This window comes from Neoroseomonas rubea (genome assembly GCF_016106015.1).
In the GTDB taxonomy this organism is placed as follows: domain Bacteria; phylum Pseudomonadota; class Alphaproteobacteria; order Acetobacterales; family Acetobacteraceae; genus Neoroseomonas; species Neoroseomonas rubea.
Window position 1 is genome coordinate 1 of sequence record NZ_JACADQ010000066.1, and the last position, 16,436, is coordinate 16,436.

Here is a 16,436-nt window from a genome sequence, read left to right on the forward strand (position 1 = left end):
GCCAGCGCGAAGCCGGCCGGCAGCAGCGCGACCGGGGCGCCGGCGAGCAGCGCCGCGCCCGCCGCGGCCACGCTCAGCGCCACCAGCGCCTCGACCGGGCCGAAGCCGATGCCCGCGACATGCGCGAGGCTGCCGACGAACCCGCCCGCCACGAAGGCGAGGATCGCGAATACGCCGCGCCTGGCCGGAATCGCCGCCGCCAGCACGCCGGCGGCCAGCAGGAAGGCGAGATGATCCGGCCCGATCATCGGATGGCCGACGCCGGAGGCGAAACCCTGCCACAGGGTCGAGGGCACCTCCCCGCCCAGCGGGTGGTGCGCGAGCGCGGGCAGCGGCGCGAGGGCGATCAGGGCGGCAAGGCGCTTCATGGCGGTCTCCTTCCCCGCCATGCTCGCCCCGTCGGGCGCCCCCTGCAAGCCCGGCGGCCGCGCGCTACATGATGGGGCGATGCTCGCGCAGGAACCTGTCATCCGCCTGACCGTCTTCGCCGCCGTGCTGCTGGCGATGGTGGCGCTGGAACACGCCTTCCCGCGCCGGGCGCAGCGGCTGTCCTGGCGGCGCTGGCCCTCCAACCTGGGGCTCGTCGCGCTCTCCTCGCTGCTGCTGCGGCTGGTTGCCCCGGCGGGTGCGGTGGGCGTGGCGCTCTGGGCCGAGTCGCAGGGGTTGGGGCTGTTCCGCTGGCTCGACGTGCCGTTCTGGGTCGCGGCACCCGTCGCGGTGCTGCTGCTCGACCTGCTGATCTACTTCCAGCACCGGGTCTTCCACGCGGTGCCCGTGCTGTGGCGGCTGCACCGGGTCCACCATGCCGATCCGGAGCTCGACGCGTCCTCCGGCCTGCGCTTCCACCCGGTCGAGATCCTCCTCTCGCTCGCCATCAAGGCGGTCGCCGTCACGCTGCTGGGCGCCTCGGCGGAAGCGGTGCTGGTGTTCGAGGTGCTGCTGAACGCGACCGCGATGTTCAACCACGCCAATGTCGCGCTGCCGGGCTGGCTCGACCGGCCGCTGCGCTGGTTGCTGGTTACGCCCGACATGCACCGCGTCCATCATTCCGAGATCGAGCGTGAGACGAACAGCGATTTCGGCTTCTGCCTGTCCTGCTGGGACCGGATCTTCGGGACCTACATCGCCGAGCCGGAGAAGGGGCAGCTCGGCATGGTGATAGGCATCGAGGGCTATCGCACCGATGGGGAGCAGCGGCTCGACCGGCTGCTCGTGCAGCCCTTGCGTCCCGGCTGAGATCCTTCAGGCCGCGACCAGCGCGCGATACCAGTCGAAGGCGGGCATCGCCTCGGGATCGGCCGTCGCGGCATCGAGCGCGCGGCGGATATGGGCGCGCAGCCGCGCTGGGCCGCCGGCAGCCAGCCATCGCGCGCCGAGCTCGGGCAGCGGCGCCGCGGCCAGGTTGCCGAGCGCATGGGCCCGGGGGAAGCCATGCTGCACCGGTACCACCGAGCCATCCGCCTCGACGATCAGGTCGGGCACGAAGGCGGCGAGCGGCGCGTCCGGCGGCGGAACATCGCCCAGTACGAGCCAAGGTGCCTCCCGCAGCAGGCCGCGATGCGCGAGGTCGCATTGCACCGCGAGCCGGTCCCCGACCAGATCGGCCAGACGCAAGGCGGCGAGATAGGCGGCGCTGGCGACGAGCCCGTCCGGCTCCTCCTCCGCCATCTCGGCCGCCGCGCGGCCGACGGCTTCCAGCGGGTGGATTTGCAGGAGCGCGGCGCCTTCCTCGATCGCGAAGTTCGCTGCGAAGGCGAGGTCGTCGAGATTGTGGCGCGTGACGGTGAAGATGATGCCGAAGCGGATGCCCGCCGCGCGCAGCAGTGGCAGCCTTTCGCGCATCGCGGCGAATGCGCCGGGCTTTCCCCGGATGCGGTCATGCGTCTCTGGCGCGCCATCCAGGCTGACGGCCACGAGATCGACGAGCGGCGCAAGGTCCTCCGCACGCCGGGCGCTCAGCGGCATGCCGTTGGTGGCGAGCGCGGTGAGGAGCCCCTCGCGCCGCGCCGTGGCGAGCGTCGGAAGGAGGCCCGGCCACATCAGCGGCTCCCCGCCCGACAGGCTCAACCCCTCATAGCCTTGGGCCTTCATGTCGGCGACGAGGCGCAGGACGGCATCGAGCGGCAGCGCGTCCCGCGCCTCGGGCCCGGAGAGCGAATAGCAGTGCCGGCATGCCAGGTTGCAGCGGCGCGTGGGGTGGAGTTGCACGACACGCAGGCGACGCAACTGGCAGGCCATGGCACCCATCCCCTCAGCGGTTCGGCGTGATGTCGAGTTCTATCTGTGGAATGCGGTCCAGCGGCGGCAGGCCGTTGATCAGGATGCCGAGCCGGATCCGCAGATCATCGGCATCCATCGCCGCCTTCACGATGTCCGCGACCCGGTCCGGCGCCACCTCGACGCGGACCTTCAACTGGTCGAACGCAGGCCGCCCAAGCCTTTCCCAGTCGATGAACTTGCCCTTGGACTTCTCGACGGCGGCGATCAGCCCCTTCAGGGCATCGGGCCGCAATTCGGCGGGGCGCAGCAGATCCTCGGGACGGATCCGTGCTTCGGACTCCTTGGCCATCATCGGTGCTCCCTTCATGCATGCGCGCCAGGATCGGCCCGCGCAGGGAGCAGACAGGAAAGCGGAAAGCGAAACCGTGCGCACCATCACATGCGAGGGTTGCTAGACCGGGCAGACCCCCGCCTCGCATTGCAGACGCGCGAGGTCGACCGCCTCCGCCACGCCCGCGTCGCGGATCGCGCCGAGGATGCGCGCGAACTCCTCCGGCGCCACCTCCTCCTCCGGCAGGTATTCGTAGCCGAGGTCGCGGTCCGGGCGGCTCGGCAGCACGGCGCAGCAGCGCAGAAGCGGCTGGTGGCGGCGCAGGATGGCGCGGAATTCCTCCAGCCCCACGCGGTCGGTCGCGATCTTCAGCGTGTAGGAGACCTGGTTGCCGCGGTGCTGTCCGATCCAGTGGCGCTCCAGCAATCCGAGCCAGCGATACTGTTCCTCCGGCGTCGCTTCCGGCGCCGTCACCAGCCGGTCGCCGATGCCGAGGCGCTGGATCAGCGGCAGCGTCGGGAAGCCCACCACCGTCACGCCGGGAAAGGTCTCGAGCGCCCGCACGGGATAGCCGCGCGCGGCGTAGTCGGCGATGAGCGGGTCGCCATCCGGCCCGCCGCGGAACTGCACCCAGCGCAGGTATTGCCGCCGTGCGGGCAGATGCGCGCCTTCCGTCAACCCGAACAGCTTGCTGGTGGTCCCCGCGGGCTTGATCGTCGTGACCGTGACGGGCGGCGCCATGCCGAGCGCCGCGGCATAGGCGCTGGCTTCGTCCTTCGCGGCCCCCGACAGGCGCGCCAGCGCATTCCAGAAGGGCTTCGCGCGCGCCTCGTCCAGCAGGTCGTGGAAGCCGAGGCCGAAGCGCGCCCAGGCCCATTCATGCAGCCCGGTGGGCCCGATGCCGATGCGGTTGGTGCGTGCGACCTCCGCCGCATAGAGCCCGGCCATGCGGTTGACGCGGATGAGGAAGCGCACGCCGAGCCGCACCGCGTCCTCGACGCGCGCATCCCAGGCGACTGCCACATCCTCCGGCACCGCGCCCGGCACGAGCGTATCGAACGGCACCGGGCAGGCGAGCAGCGGCGCGAAATCCGCGATGACGCAGTAGCCGCCCGTAACATGCAGCACGACCTCCCCGCAGGGGTTCGTCGTGACGGGGAAGTCGGCGGAAGCCGCGCACCGCGCGACCTCGGCGAGCAGCGCGGCGCCTTCGACGATGCGGTAGGCCGCGGAGCCGGCCTCGGCCGTCGCGGGCTTCTGCCGCGCGAAACCGGTGCGCGCATCCTCCAGCCGGTCGCCGTTGATGAAGCCGGGCTCGCCGTTGATGTAGGCGCAGGCCGTCGCGGCCTCGAACAACGCCTTCGCGTGGCGGGTCAGCGGTTCTTCATCCGCGCGGCCCAGCCGGTCCCAGAACTCGGCATCGACCATCAGCGAATGGTTCGCGGTCCAGAGCCCGCCTTCGGCCTTCAGCCGCACGAAGCGCAAGGCGCCGGGATCGCGCCAGGATTTCGTCGCCATGCGCGCAGCACGGCGCGCGCCGCCGACCTGCACCTCGGTGGACAGGATATGGTCCGCGCGCAGCGCCTGTTCCCAGGGGCGCATCGCCTCCCCTGCCCTGTCGCGGTCGCGCGCGGCCTCGATCACCTCCCGCCGCAGCGTGATGAAGGCGCGCAGCAGCGACAGCGGGCCGGATGCCGGGCGCCCCTGCATGCCGTGGATCGGCGCGCCGAGCGGGCGGATCTCCGACAGGTCGAGCAGCAGGCGTTCGCCTCGCGCGCCGCGGAAGGCCATGGATTCCAGCACTTCCACCGCCTTGGCCCAGCCCTCGCGCGTATCCGCCACGCGATGGCGCACCGTGCCCGGCGGCAGGCGAGCGAGGTCGTGCACCAGTTCGCGCGCGAGGAAGGCGCGCACATCGGCTTCCTCCACATCGCCGAAGGCCTCCGGCCCCATGCCCCAGCGCAGCAGGCCAAACTCGACGCCGAAGCGGTGCAGCGTGGCGCGGTCGCGCGGATGGTCGGGATGGCTCGGCGACAGGTGCAGAAGCAACTCCGGCGCCTCGGCCCAATCGACCGGGCAGAGCGCGTCGTCATAGGCGCGCCCGACGCCCGCGCCGTTCAGCAGCAGATAGAACTTGGTGAAGGAGGCGCCGGCGGTCGCGCAATTGGTGAAGACCTCCATGTTGCGCGAAGGCTGCTCGGCATCGCCGTGCTGCAGATGCCGGCCGGAGGTGATGAGCGCGCCGGTCGCGATGGCGTTGCGCAGCCGCGCCTGTTCCAGCCCATCGGCCTGCGTGCCAGCCAGCGCCATGTTGCCGGCCGCGACGCGGTCCGCCACCCGGCCGAAGCTTTCGCCGTCCGCCGCCCGCAACACGGTGCGGCGCGCGACGGCCAGGCCCATCCCCGGGTCGAAGGCGCGTGCGGGGACCGGCGCCTCCCCGAAGGTGGCGCCGGGCGGCGGGGGCGCGGCGGGACCATCCATGCGCCGAATATAGCGTGCCTTGCCCCCTCTTTCCCACAAGATGCTGCGTCGACCGGGCGATGGACAGCAGGCCGCCGCCCGCGCAGGCTAGCCTCTGCGAACCCAGCCGAGGCCGCCATGAACGCGATCCCGCCGACCAATTCCCCGATCGTTTCCGCCTTCGTCACGCATACGCCCGGCAGCGCCGCCGCCTATGCCGAGGCGCGGGAGCATTTCCCCGGCGGCGTGACGCATGACACGCGCTATGTCCGCCCGCACCCGATCGCCGTCGCGCGCGCCGCCAGCGCCCGCAAATGGGACGTGGATGGCAACGAGTATGTCGATTACGCGGGCGGCCATGGCGCGCTGATCCTCGGCCACGCGCATCCAGAGGTGACGGCGCGCGTCGCGGAGCAATTGGCCAAGGGCACGCATTACGGCGCCAACCACGCGCTCGAGAACCGCTGGGCGGAACTGATCAAGTCCATGGTGCCGAGCGCGGAGATGATCCGCTTCACCAATTCCGGCACCGAGGCGACGCTGATGGCACTCCGCGTCGCCCGCGCCGCGACGGGGCGGTCGAAGCTGCTGCGCCTGCGCGGCCATTTCCACGGCTGGCACGACCACATGGCCTTCGGCGTGACCAACCATTTCGACGGCACGCCGACGCCGGGCATCCTCGAGGGCCTGTCCGAGAACGTCCTGCTGATCGACCCGAATGACGAGGAAGGGCTCGCCGCGCTGATGGCGGCGGAGGGCGAGACGATCGCCGCCGCCATCCTCGAGCCCACGGGCTCGACCTACGGCCAGGTGCCGCTGCGCGACAGCTTCGTCCATGCGCTGCGCGAAGCGACGGCGAGGCACGGCATCGTGCTGGTGTTCGATGAGGTCGTGACGGGTTTCCGCGTGGCGAAGGGCGGCGCGCAGGAGGTGCTCGGCATCCGCCCGGACCTGACGACACTGGCGAAGATCCTGGCGGGCGGCCTGCCGGGCGGGGCGGTGGTCGGGCGCCGGGACCTTCTGGAACTGCTCGACCCGGAACGCGCGGCCGCGCGGGGCGTGGAGAAGATTCCGCACCAGGGGACCTACAACGCCAACCCGCTGTCGGCCGCCGCCGGCATCGCGACGCTGGAGATCCTGCGCGACACCGATGCCATCGCCCGCACCCATGCCTATGCCGCTGCGCTGCGCGGCGCGATGAACCAGGTGCTGGTCGAGATGTCCGTCCCGTGGGCGGTCTATGGCCGGCATACCGGCATCCACATCTTCACCAACTGGAAGAACCTGCCGATCACGCCGAGCACCTTCGACCCGCTGGCCATGGGCTATGCCGACCTCAAGGTGCCGCGCGGGCTGCAGACGGTGACGAAGCTGCTGCTGGCGATGCGGACGCATGGCGTCGATTTCTCGCCCTGGCCGGGCGGACCGGTCTCCGCCGCGCACGGGCCGGCGGAGATGGAGGCGACCGTCGCCGCCTTCCGCAAGGCGATCGGCGACCTGCGCGCCGAAGGCGAGATCGCCTGAGCATGTCGGGCAGCGTGCTGACCGCGCGCGCGCTGCTGCTGGGCGAGCGGCTCGACCATCGCGGCCTGCCGCGGGAGGGCGCGCCTGCGGCGGACCCGGTGCCGCTCGCCACGCCGCCGGGCCTGACCGCCTTCGCCTTCCGCTGGGGCGCCGTCGTGCTGGTCGGCGCGAGCGCCGAGCAGGAAGCGGCGATCATTGGCATGCTCCGGCCGCGCCTGACCGCGCCGCTGCCCCGACCGGTCGAGGAGACGGCGACCATCGCGCCCGGCGCCGAGCAGGACGGCATCGACCCGGACGGCGTGATCCGGCTGCGCGACCTGTCGATCCCGCGCCTAGCCATCGTCGCGGACGCGCTGGCGAAAAGTGCCGCACTCGCGCATCAGGAAGCCCTGCTGGCCGAGGCGCTGGACCGGCTGGAACCCGTCGTCGCCACGCTGCGCACGGAAGGGCGGCTCGCCGCCTCCTCCCGCGCGCTGCACCGGCAGATCGGCCATGCGCTGTCCGCCCGCAGCCGCACCACGGCGCGGGTCGAGGCGGAGGAGAAGCCGGAGATCCTGTGGGACCATCCTGCGCTCGAGCGCCTGCATGCGCGGCTTGCCGACGAGTATGAACTGAAGGAGCGCAGCGCAGCGCTCGACCGCAAGCTCAGCCTGATCGGGGACACGACGGAGGGCGTACTGTCCCTGCTTCAGGCGCGGCGCGCGACGGGGCTCGAGATCGCCATCGTCGCGCTGGTCGCGATCGAGGTCGTCTTCACCTTCTGGGAGTACCTCGTGAAGCCGATGCTGCGCTGAGGCCTACCCCGCCATCGCCGGTCGCCGCGACCGCCAGGTCGTCGCCTGCTCATAGGCATGGCCCGCGCGCAGCACCGTCGCATCCTCGAAGGGCCGGCCGATCAGCTGCGCGCCGACCGGCAGCCCGCCTTCCCCGAAGCCGGCGCAGACCGTCAGCGCCGGCTGGCCTGTCAGGTTGAAGGGGATGGTGAAGTTGGCGACCTCGAAGGATGTCCACTTGCCGGGCACGGTGATGAGCGGCGCCTCGGAAGGCTGGGCCGCGGTCAGCAGCAGGTCGCATCGCGCCATCACCTTCGCCACCGCCTCGCACAATTCGCGCCGGCGGCGCTGCGCCTGCAGGTAGTCGGCGGCGGTGATGGTGGCGGCCAGGGCGAGGCGCTCGCGCAGGTATTCGCCGTATTCACGGTACTTCGTGCGCAGCCACGGCTCGTGCACGGCGAAGGCGTCGGCGGCGAGGATCAGCCAGCCCGCCGCGTTGAAGTCCTGCAGCGGCGGCAACGTCACTTCCTCGACCGTCGCACCGAGCCCTTCCAGCGTCCGCGCCACATGCGCGATGCCGGCGGCAACCCCTGCGCTGACCGGCCAGTCGGCCTCGTGGAAATGGCGGATGACGCCGATGCGCAGGCCCCGCACACCGCCGTTCAGGCCGGAGAGGAGATCGGGCTTCGGCCGGTTGGCGGAAGACGGGTCGGCCGGATCATGCCCCGCCAGCGCATCGAGCAGGATGGCGCAATCCTCGACCGTCCAGGCGAGCGGCCCGACCGTGTCCAGGCTGTGGGACAGCGGCAGCACGCCGGCACGCGAACACAGACCGTAGGTTGGCTTGATCCCCGCCGTGCCGCACAGCGCGGCGGGGCCGCGGATCGACCCGCCCGTGTCCGAGCCCGTCCCGCCCAGGATGACGCCGGCGGCGACGGCCGCGCCGGTGCCCGACGACGACCCCGCCGTGAAGCGCTCCGTATCCCAGGGGTTGCGCGCCGGCGGCCAGGGCAGGTCGAAGGACGGCCCGCCCCAGGCGAATTCGTGCGTCGCGAGCTTGCCGAGCGAGACCGCGCCCGCTTCGGCCCAGGCGCGCACGGCGGCCGCATCGGCCTTGGGCACATGGTGTTCCAGCACGCGGGAATGCCCGGTCGTGGGCACGCCCGCCGTCTCGTAGATATCCTTGTGCGCGATGGGGATGCCGTCCAGCGGACCCTTCAGCGTGCCCGCCATCTGCCGCGCCTCGGCGGCCTTCGCCTGCGCCAGCGCGATCTCGGGCGTGAAGCGGATGAAGGCGTGGATCTCGGGGTTCAGCGCCTGAGCCTTGGCCAGCCGGTCCTTCATGAACTCGACAGGGGAGATCTCTTTCGCCGCAATCTTCCGCGCTGCCTCGGCGATGGTCGGGATCATCGCGCAGCCCCCTTCGCGTCGAAGGTCACGGCCATTTCGGCGCCGACCTCGCGCGTGGTGCGCACGCGCTCGGCGAAGGCGAGGATATGGCCGGAGACGGCGCGGATGCCCTCGCGCTCGGCCTCCGTCAGCGGGATGCCGTGGCGCGCGAGCAGCGCGTCGAACTGGGGCTTGTCCATCGGCTCGGGCATGGCGGGGTCCTCCTCGCACGGAAGCCCCGATGCTGCGCGCCTGATCCGTCAGGTCAATCCCGTGCGGACAGCGCTTCCGCCACGCGCGTGCAGGCCGTGCGCAAACGCTGCTCGCTCTGCGCGAAACACAGGCGCAGATGCCCCTCTCCGCCCGCGCCGAAGGCCGCGCCGGGTGCCAGCCCGACGCCGGCGGAATGGATCAGCGACTTCGCCAGCGCCACGCTGTCAGCGCAGCCTTCCACCTTCAGGAACAGATACATCGCCCCATCCGGGCGCGGCGCCGACACGCCGGGCACCGTGCCGAGGATCTCCAGCGCAAGATCGCGGCACGTGCGGTAGCGCGCCTGGGTCTCCGCGATGAAGCCATCCCCCTGATCGAGTGCGACGATCCCCGCATGCTGCACGAAGGTGGCAGCCGAGGACATGTTGAACTCGTTGAGCTTCGCGATGCTGTCCATCAGCGCCGGGGGTGCGACGATCCAGCCCAGCCGCCAGCCCGTCATCGCCCAGGATTTCGAGAAGGAATTGGTCGAGACGACCCGGTCCTCCTCCGTCGCGATCGACAGGAAGGACGGCGCTGCGTCGCCCGCGAAGTACAGCCTCTCATACACGTCGTCCGACAGGATCCAGGTGCCTGTCTTGCGGCAATGCGCGAGGATCGCGCGCTGCTCCTCGGCGGTCAGCGTCCAGCCCGTCGGGTTGCCGGGGCTGTTGAGGAACAGCAGGCGCGTCGCCGGCGTGACGGTCGCGAGCAGTTCGTCGAGATCGACCCGCCAGGCGCCGTTCAGGATGCGGATCGGCAGCGGCGTCACGCGCGCGCCCATCACCCGCGCGATGCCATCCAAGTTCGGCCAGGCGGGCATGGGGATGACCACTTCGTCGCCCGGGTCGAGCAGTGCCTGCGCCACCAGCATCAGCGCGTTCACCCCCGAGGCCGTCACCGCGACGCGCCCGGGCGGTACGGGCCTGCCGTTGCGGATCAGGTAGCGCGAGATCGCCTCCCGCAGCGGGGCGATGCCGGGGTTGGGTGCGTAGAAGGTCTCGCCGGCATCGAGCGCGGCCTTGGCAGCCTCCCGGATGAAGGCGGGCGTGACCGTGTCGGGCTCGCCGAAGAACAGGCGGATCAGGCCGGGCACCTTGCGGCCTTCCTCCGAGACTTCGCGGATCAGGGACCCCTCGATGGCGTCGAGGGCGGGGCGCGGGCCGGTCGGGTGGATCGTCATGGCGCGCGCATAGAGCGTTTTCGAGCCGAGCGGAATCGCTCGGCGACTCGGAAAACGCGTTCAGACAGAAGACTGGACACGTGTCTCCGTGCACGAAGGCGCTCAAACGGGTCTGACGGGCGCGGTCGATCCCGGCCAGGGGGCGGGGTATGGTCCGCCCATGGCCACCCCCGTCACCTTCGCCGCCCCGCACGCCTTCCTCGGCGCCCGCCCCGACGACCGGGGGGCAGCCATCTGCGTCGCCGGCGTGCCGCTCGACATCGGCACGACCAACCGCGCCGGCACGCGCGACGGGCCGCGCGCGATCCGCGCCGCGGCGCGCATGCTGACGGATGGGCGGCATCCCGAGACCGGAGTCGATCCGACCGCGCTCGACCTCTCCGACCTGGGCGAGTTCGAGATCGCGCTGGGCGACATCCCCGAAAGCCTACGACTGATCGAGGCGCAGGCGACGGGCCTGAACCACCTCCTCGCCTTCGGCGGCGAGCATGGCGTGACGCTGCCGCTGCTGCGCGCGCTGGCGCAGCGCGTCGGCGGGCCGGTCGGGCTGCTGCACATGGATGCGCATCTCGACACCTCCGAGGACAATTTCGGCCAGCGCTTCGCGCACGGCTCGGTCTTCTGGCACGCCATCACCGAAGGGCTGGTCGATCCGAAGCGCATGATCCAGGTCGGCATCCGCGCCCCCGCCTGGCCCGAGATGTACGAATGGACGCGCGGGCAGGGTGTCACGATCCTCTCGGCACAGGAGGTGCACGAGAGCACCCCTGCAGCCATCGCCGCCCGGGTTCGGGAGGTGGTGGGCAACGGTCCCGCCTATCTGTCCTTCGACATCGACGCGCTCGACCCCGCCTTCGCGCCGGGCACCGGCACGCCGGAGGTGGGCGGGCTCGCCAGCTGGCAGGCGCAGGGCATCCTGCGGCGGCTGAAGGGCCTCGATTTCCGGGGCGCTGACGTGGTGGAGGTCGCACCCGCCTACGACACGGCCGAGATCACGGCGCTCGCGGCCGCCACCATGGCCTGGGAATATCTCTGCCTGACGGCGCCGAAGGCCTAGCGCCGGAGAGTTTCCGGCCGCCCTGTGGGGTTCTCCGGCCGATATGCGCGGGGATCATGGGCCCTCCGCAAGATTTCCCTTGAATCTGCGAGATCGACTGCATAGTTTCCGGCCCGCGCCCGATCGTCCCGGGCGCTGACGCCATCGCACGTGCCGCGAGGCCCCTCTCCTGGGCCACAAGCAACGACGGGACGCGTCCTTTGTTCGATCCGGCCATGAGCGTGGGCCGGAAGGTTCGAGGGAGCCGCCTGTGTCGCCTGACCGCCGCCTTGCGATGGAGACCCATCGCACCAGCCGCAGCGCCTGAACCGCGCCGCTGCGCCGCCGTCCCGCCCCTAAGCGCGCAAGCGCCGAGGGGATCGCGGGGCGTCGTCCGCGGCGGTCGGCCGGCAGGCTCCCTCATTCCCCGCCGCCGCGCCCGGCCTGATGGCCCGCGGCGCGGCGGCGGGCGCACCCCCTTTCCGCGAAAGCCCGATGCGATGACCCAGATCCGTCCCCGCGGCGCCGTCGCGCCGCTCCGCCGCCCCGCCTCCCTGCCCCGCCGGCCGACCGTCGATGCGGTGATCGCCGCGCTGCGGCCGGAGGAGCCGCTGCACTGCCTGCGCCCGCAGGCGGTGACCGAGGCCGCGCGCGCCTTCGCGGCCGCCTTTCCGGGCGACGTGCTCTATGCCGTGAAGTGCAACGCGGAACCCGCCGTGCTGCGCGCGGTCGCGGCCGGTGGCGTGGCGCATTTCGACTGCGCCTCGGAAGCGGAGGTGCGGCTGGTGCGCACCATGTTCCCCGACGCCGCCATCCACTTCATGCACCCGGTCAAGTCCCGCGCCGCCATCCGCGCCGCCTGGGGCCAGTGCGGCGTGCGCGACTTCGTGCTCGACACCGATGCCGAGCTTTCGAAGATCCTGGAAGTGACGGGCGGGGGCGATCTCGGCCTGGTGGTGCGGCTCGCCTTGCCCAAGGGCAGCGCGGCCTACGACCTGTCGGGCAAGTTCGGCGCCGCGCCCGCGGACGCCGCCGCCCTGCTGCGCGCGGCGCGGCCGCATGCGTCGCGGCTCGGCCTCTCCTTCCATGTCGGTTCGCAATGCCTCGACGCCGGGGCGTGGACGCGCGCCATGGCGCTGGCGGCGGAGGTGATCGCGGCCGCCGACGTCGCGGTCGAGATCGTCGATGTCGGCGGCGGCTTCCCCGTGGCCTATCCGGGCAGCACGCCCCCGCCGCTTGCCGACTTCATGGCGGCGATCCGCGCGGGCGCGGCGCTGCTGCCGCCTGGCATTCGGCTTTGGGCCGAGCCTGGCCGCGCGCTGGTCGCGGGCGGTGCCTCCGTCGTGTTGCAGGTTCAGCAACGGCGGGGCGATGCGCTCTACGTCAACGATGGCGTCTATGGCGCGCTTTCGGATGCCGGCGCGCCGGGCTTCCGCTTCCCGCACCGGCTGGTCCGCGTGGAGGGCGAGCCGGTCGCCGCGGTGACGCGCGACTTCACCCTGTTCGGCCCGACCTGCGATTCGGCCGACGTCATGAAGGGCCCCTGGACGCTTCCCGCGGACGTGCGAGAAGGCGACTGGATCGAGGTCGGCCAGCTCGGCGCCTATGGCACCGCGCTGCGCACCGCCTTCAACGGCTTCGACCGGGCACATGTCACGGAAGTGTCCGACTCGCCCATGCTCGCGACGCCGGGCTATGAGACCGGCCGGCGCGTACGCGCCGCCTGACCGCAAGGAAGACACGACGATGAAGCACGCCGCCTTCGACGGCCGCCTGGTGATGCTCGGCTTCGGCTCGATCGGCCAGGGCGTCCTGCCGCTGATCCTGCGCCATGTCGACTTGCCGCAGGACCGGATCGAGATCGTCACCTCCGACGCGCGGGGCGAGGCGATCGCGGCGCAATACGGCATCCGCCACACCGTGCTGCCGCTGACGCGGGAGAACTATGCGGCGGAACTCCGCGCGCGGCTGTCCAAGGGCGACTTCCTGCTCAACCTCTCGGTCGATGTCTCCTCGGTCGCGCTCGTCACGCTGTGCCGGGAGATCGGCGCGCTCTACCTCGACACCTGCGTCGAGCCCTGGGTTGGCGGCTACACCGACCCGTCGCTCACGCCCTCCCAGCGGTCCAACTACGCGCTGCGCGAAAGCGCGCTCGCGCTGAAGGAAGGCGCTGGGCCGACCGCCGTGATGACGCATGGCGCCAATCCGGGCCTCGTGTCCCACTTCGTGAAGCAGGCGCTGCTCGACATCGCGCGCGACACCGGCCATGCGACGGCCGTGCCCGCGACTCGCGAGGGCTGGGCGACGCTCGCGCGCGACCTCGGCGTGAAGGTCATCCACATCGCCGAGCGCGACACGCAGGTCGCCGCCGGGCGGCCCAAGAAGCGCGGCGAATTCGTCAACACCTGGTCGATCGACGGCTTCACCGGCGAGGGCTGCCAGCCGGCCGAGCTCGGCTGGGGGACGCATGAGAAGGCGATGCCGACGGACGGCAAGCGCCACGACTTCGGCTCCGATGCGGCGATCTACCTGATGCGCCCGGGGGCGGCGACGCGCGTGCGGTCCTGGACGCCGCTCGAGGGGCCGATGCACGGCTTCCTCATCACGCACAACGAAAGCATCTCGATCGCCGACTACTACACGCTGCGCGATGCGTCGGGCGCGGTCGCCTACCGCCCCACCGCGCACTACGCCTACCACCCCTGCGACGACGCGGTGCTGTCGGTGCACGAATTCGCCGGCCGCAACTGGGCGCTGCAGGAGGAGAAGCGCCTGATGATGGAGGAGATCACCTCCGGCATGGACGAGCTGGGGGTGCTGCTGATGGGCCATGCGAAGGGCGCCTATTGGTACGGATCCCGCCTGACGATCGAGGAGGCGCGCGCCCTGGTCCCGCACAACAACGCCACATCCCTGCAGGTCTGCGTCGCGGTGCTGGCCGGCATGGTCTTCGCCATCGAGAACCCGCAGGCCGGGGTGGTGGAGGCCGACGAGCTCGACCATGCCCGCGCGCTCGAGATCTGCTTCCCCTATCTGGGGGAGATGGCCGGCGTCTATTCCGACTGGACGCCGCTGGTCGATCGCGGCGCGCTGTTCCCGGAGGAGGTGGACACCTCCTGCCCCTGGCAGTTCGGCAACTTCAGGGTCGTCTGACACCGGGCATGGGCGTAGCCTCCGCGGAGGAGACGCCCATGACCATCATCCGCCCAAACCGCCCCGCCCCGGTGGGGGCCGAGGCCGTGCCCGACAGCCACGGCCTCAACCTGTTCCGCGCCGACCCCACCCTGGCCGCGCTGCTGCCGCTCTATCTGCAAGGCGACCTGCTGGACCATCTCGCGCCGCATCTCGACCGCCTCGGCGGGCTCGCGGGCGGACGACTCGCCGATCTCGCGGCGACCGCAGATGCGAACCCGCCCGAATTGCTGCACCGGACGCGGCGGGGGGAGGATGCGCAGACCATCGCCTACCACCCCGCCTATCGGGAGATGGAGCGCCTGGCCTTCGGCGAGTTCGGCCTGGCCGCGCTGTCGCATCGCGCAGGCGTGCTCGACTGGCCGGCGCCCATGCCGGCTGCGGCGAAATACGCCATCACCTACCTGTTCGTGCAGGCGGAATTCGGCCTCTGCTGCCCCGTCTCGATGACCGACAGCCTGACACGCACGCTTCGAAAGTTCGGCGCGCCGGACCTCGTCGCGCGCTACCTGCCGGCGCTGACGAGCCAGGACCTCGATGCGCTGCACCAGGGTGCGATGTTCATGACGGAACAGGGCGCGGGGTCGGACATCGCCAACACGGCCGTCACCGCCGCGCCGAAGCCGGACGGCACCTGGGCGCTGACCGGCGACAAGTGGTTCTGCTCCAACCCGGATGCGGAGCTCGCGATGGTGCTGGCGCGGCCCGAGGGTGCCGCACCCGGCATCCGGGGCGTGTCGCTGTTCCTGCTGCCGCGGACGCTGCCCGACGGCGGCGCGAACCGCTATCGCATCCTGCGGCTGAAGGAGAAGCTCGGCACGCGGTCCATGGCGAGCGGCGAGATCCGGCTGGAAGGCGCGACCGCCTGGATGATCGGCGAGCCCGGCGCGGGCATGCGCCAGATGGCCGACATGGTGAACAATTCCCGCCTTTCGAACGGCGTGCGCGCGGCGGGGATGATGCGCCGCGCGGTGACCGAGGCGCTGTTCATCGCCCATCGCCGCATCGCCTTCGGCGCGCCGATCGTGACGCTGCCGCTGATGCGCCGGCAATTGGCGAAGATGCTGGTCCGCGCGGAACAGGCGCGCAGCATGGTGTTCCAGACCGCGGAGGCGCTGCGCCGGTCCGATGCCGGGGAACCCGGCGCGTACGCCCTGCTGCGCATCCTTACGCCGCTGCTGAAGTTCCGCGCCTGCCGCGATGCGCGCGTCGTCACCGGGGATGCGATGGAGGTGCGCGGCGGCTGCGGCTACATCGAGGACTTCCCCGATGCGCGGCTGGTGCGCGATGCGCATCTCGGCTCGATCTGGGAAGGCACCTCCAACATCGTCGCCCTCGACGTGCTGCGCGCCGCGGCGCGCGAAGGCTCGCTCGAGGCGCTGGAGGCGCATCTCGCCAGGCTGCGCGCCGAGACGGCGCAACCGCTGGAGGGCCTGGAGGCCGCGACCGCGCGTGCCTTCGCGCTGGCGCGGCATGCCGGCGGGGATGGCGGCCCGGCGCTCGCCCGCCAGGCGGCGACGGGGCTCTACAATGTCGCCTCGGCGACGATGCTCGCCTGGGAAGCGCGCGCGGTGCCGGAACGCCGCCTGCTCGGCGCCATGGCGCTGGCGCACCGCGTCCTGCCGCGCGATCCGCTGGCGGCCGAGGATACGCCGATCCCGGACGCGCTGCTGCCCGACCCCGGCGCCTGATCAGCGGCAGATGACGCGGACCTGCTCCGGCCCATGCACGGCGCGACCGTGGCGCATGCCGCGGCTGTTCTCGCGGTAGCCGCTGACCTCGCAGCGCCGCGCGGCAGCCGGCACGGCGGCCATGATCCCGGCCTCCAGCCCCTCATACCGGCAGACCAGCCGGTAGGGCTGCGCGTTGCCGCCAAGGTCCCACCATTCGCGCCGCGTGCGCGGATCGGCATCGGGGCGGAGTTGCACGCGGTCCGCCGGGTCGCCCTCGAACAGGTCGGCGCCGCGCAGCCAGTGGCGCTGGCGCTCGGGCCGCACCTCCCAGCCCTGGGGCGCGCGGATGCGGTCGCCGGGGTCCACTTCGACATGCGGAGGGCAGGCGATGAGCGGCGGCGGC

15 protein-coding genes are annotated in these 16,436 nt (G+C 71.8%); 7 read left to right on the forward strand and 8 right to left on the reverse strand.

Annotated features, from left to right (window positions below; genetic code table 11):
• On the reverse strand, window positions 1-368 hold a 368-nt coding region (locus HW577_RS09405; protein ID WP_198375882.1), incomplete at its 3' end, for a HupE/UreJ family protein.
• Here HW577_RS09405 and HW577_RS09410 point away from each other — a divergent pair.
• Window positions 367-1,236 carry a sterol desaturase family protein gene (locus tag HW577_RS09410; protein WP_232474801.1) on the forward strand — a complete coding sequence of 290 codons (870 nt, stop codon included), beginning with the start codon at window positions 367-369 and terminating at the stop codon, window positions 1,234-1,236. The two genes, HW577_RS09405 and HW577_RS09410, sit on opposite strands and share 2 nt — an antisense overlap.
• Before the next feature lie 6 nt (window positions 1,237-1,242).
• On the opposite strand, the gene HW577_RS09415 is transcribed toward HW577_RS09410, so the two are convergent.
• The 3 genes from HW577_RS09415 to HW577_RS09425 are packed head-to-tail and all read right to left on the reverse strand — an operon-like array spanning window position 1,243 to window position 5,032.
• On the reverse strand, window positions 1,243-2,238 hold the full coding sequence (locus tag HW577_RS09415; RefSeq protein ID WP_198375883.1) for a radical SAM protein: 996 nt from the start codon (window positions 2,236-2,238) through the stop codon (window positions 1,243-1,245).
• Window positions 2,239-2,251: 13 nt separating this feature from the next.
• Complete coding sequence (locus HW577_RS09420) at window positions 2,252-2,656, reverse strand: hypothetical protein (protein ID WP_198375884.1); 405 nt, start codon at window positions 2,654-2,656, stop codon at window positions 2,252-2,254.
• Between the two features lie 15 nt (window positions 2,657-2,671).
• Window positions 2,672-5,032: a recombinase gene (locus tag HW577_RS09425; RefSeq protein WP_198375885.1), complete on the reverse strand. Its 2,361-nt coding sequence runs from the start codon at window positions 5,030-5,032 to the stop codon at window positions 2,672-2,674.
• Between the two features lie 117 nt (window positions 5,033-5,149).
• Between HW577_RS09425 and HW577_RS09430 the strand changes: the two genes are divergently transcribed.
• Window positions 5,150-6,535, forward strand: a complete 1,386-nt coding sequence (locus HW577_RS09430; RefSeq protein WP_198375886.1) for an aspartate aminotransferase family protein — start codon at window positions 5,150-5,152, stop codon at window positions 6,533-6,535.
• Between the two features lie 2 nt (window positions 6,536-6,537).
• The gene (locus HW577_RS09435; RefSeq protein ID WP_198375887.1) at window positions 6,538-7,329 is read left to right on the forward strand and encodes an RMD1 family protein; all 792 of its coding nucleotides are present in this window, start codon (window positions 6,538-6,540) and stop codon (window positions 7,327-7,329) included.
• 3 nt (window positions 7,330-7,332) lie between these two features.
• On the opposite strand, the gene HW577_RS09440 is transcribed toward HW577_RS09435, so the two are convergent.
• Genes HW577_RS09440 through HW577_RS09450 form a run of 3 tightly spaced genes read right to left on the reverse strand, consistent with a single transcriptional unit; the run spans window position 7,333 to window position 10,132 of the window.
• Complete coding sequence (locus HW577_RS09440) at window positions 7,333-8,718, reverse strand: amidase (RefSeq protein ID WP_198375888.1); 1,386 nt, start codon at window positions 8,716-8,718, stop codon at window positions 7,333-7,335.
• Complete coding sequence (locus HW577_RS09445) at window positions 8,715-8,909, reverse strand: hypothetical protein (RefSeq protein ID WP_198375889.1); 195 nt, start codon at window positions 8,907-8,909, stop codon at window positions 8,715-8,717. The genes HW577_RS09440 and HW577_RS09445 overlap by 4 nt, the downstream gene beginning before the upstream one ends.
• 53 nt (window positions 8,910-8,962) lie before the next feature.
• Window positions 8,963-10,132 (reverse strand): pyridoxal phosphate-dependent aminotransferase, encoded by a 1,170-nt coding sequence (locus HW577_RS09450; protein ID WP_198375890.1) that lies wholly within the window; start codon window positions 10,130-10,132, stop codon window positions 8,963-8,965.
• A gap of 160 nt (window positions 10,133-10,292) precedes the next feature.
• Between HW577_RS09450 and speB the strand changes: the two genes are divergently transcribed.
• The 4 genes from speB (at window position 10,293) to HW577_RS09470 (ending at window position 16,051) form a co-directional block, all read left to right on the forward strand.
• On the forward strand, window positions 10,293-11,189 hold the full coding sequence (gene speB / locus HW577_RS09455) for an agmatinase (RefSeq protein WP_198375891.1): 897 nt from the start codon (window positions 10,293-10,295) through the stop codon (window positions 11,187-11,189).
• A 479-nt stretch (window positions 11,190-11,668) separates the two neighbouring features.
• Window positions 11,669-12,895, forward strand: coding sequence for a type III PLP-dependent enzyme domain-containing protein (locus tag HW577_RS09460; protein WP_198375892.1), 1,227 nt, complete (start codon window positions 11,669-11,671; stop codon window positions 12,893-12,895).
• 19 nt (window positions 12,896-12,914) lie between these two features.
• On the forward strand, window positions 12,915-14,321 hold the full coding sequence (locus HW577_RS09465) for a homospermidine synthase (protein ID WP_198375893.1): 1,407 nt from the start codon (window positions 12,915-12,917) through the stop codon (window positions 14,319-14,321).
• Window positions 14,322-14,359: 38 nt separating this feature from the next.
• Window positions 14,360-16,051, forward strand: coding sequence for an acyl-CoA dehydrogenase family protein (locus tag HW577_RS09470; RefSeq protein WP_198375894.1), 1,692 nt, complete (start codon window positions 14,360-14,362; stop codon window positions 16,049-16,051).
• Here HW577_RS09470 and HW577_RS09475 read toward each other — a convergent pair.
• Window positions 16,052-16,436, reverse strand: a 385-nt coding sequence (locus HW577_RS09475) for an STY0301 family protein (RefSeq protein WP_332837591.1), incomplete at its 5' end; no start/stop codon positions are given.

Coding starts and splice junctions, on each gene's coding strand:
- speB (WP_198375891.1), top strand. CDS start 10,293: ATGGCCACCCCCGTCACCTTCGCCGCCCCGCACGCCTTCCTCGGCGCC.
- HW577_RS09445 (WP_198375889.1), bottom strand. CDS start 8,909: ATGCCCGAGCCGATGGACAAGCCCCAGTTCGACGCGCTGCTCGCGCGC.
- HW577_RS09465 (WP_198375893.1), top strand. CDS start 12,915: ATGAAGCACGCCGCCTTCGACGGCCGCCTGGTGATGCTCGGCTTCGGC.
- HW577_RS09430 (WP_198375886.1), top strand. CDS start 5,150: ATGAACGCGATCCCGCCGACCAATTCCCCGATCGTTTCCGCCTTCGTC.
- HW577_RS09470 (WP_198375894.1), top strand. CDS start 14,360: ATGACCATCATCCGCCCAAACCGCCCCGCCCCGGTGGGGGCCGAGGCC.
- HW577_RS09450 (WP_198375890.1), bottom strand. CDS start 10,132: ATGACGATCCACCCGACCGGCCCGCGCCCCGCCCTCGACGCCATCGAG.
- HW577_RS09435 (WP_198375887.1), top strand. CDS start 6,538: ATGTCGGGCAGCGTGCTGACCGCGCGCGCGCTGCTGCTGGGCGAGCGG.
- HW577_RS09410 (WP_232474801.1), top strand. CDS start 367: ATGGCGGTCTCCTTCCCCGCCATGCTCGCCCCGTCGGGCGCCCCCTGC.
- HW577_RS09420 (WP_198375884.1), bottom strand. CDS start 2,656: ATGGTGCGCACGGTTTCGCTTTCCGCTTTCCTGTCTGCTCCCTGCGCG.
- HW577_RS09460 (WP_198375892.1), top strand. CDS start 11,669: ATGACCCAGATCCGTCCCCGCGGCGCCGTCGCGCCGCTCCGCCGCCCC.
- HW577_RS09415 (WP_198375883.1), bottom strand. CDS start 2,238: ATGGCCTGCCAGTTGCGTCGCCTGCGTGTCGTGCAACTCCACCCCACG.
- HW577_RS09440 (WP_198375888.1), bottom strand. CDS start 8,718: ATGATCCCGACCATCGCCGAGGCAGCGCGGAAGATTGCGGCGAAAGAG.
- HW577_RS09425 (WP_198375885.1), bottom strand. CDS start 5,032: ATGGATGGTCCCGCCGCGCCCCCGCCGCCCGGCGCCACCTTCGGGGAG.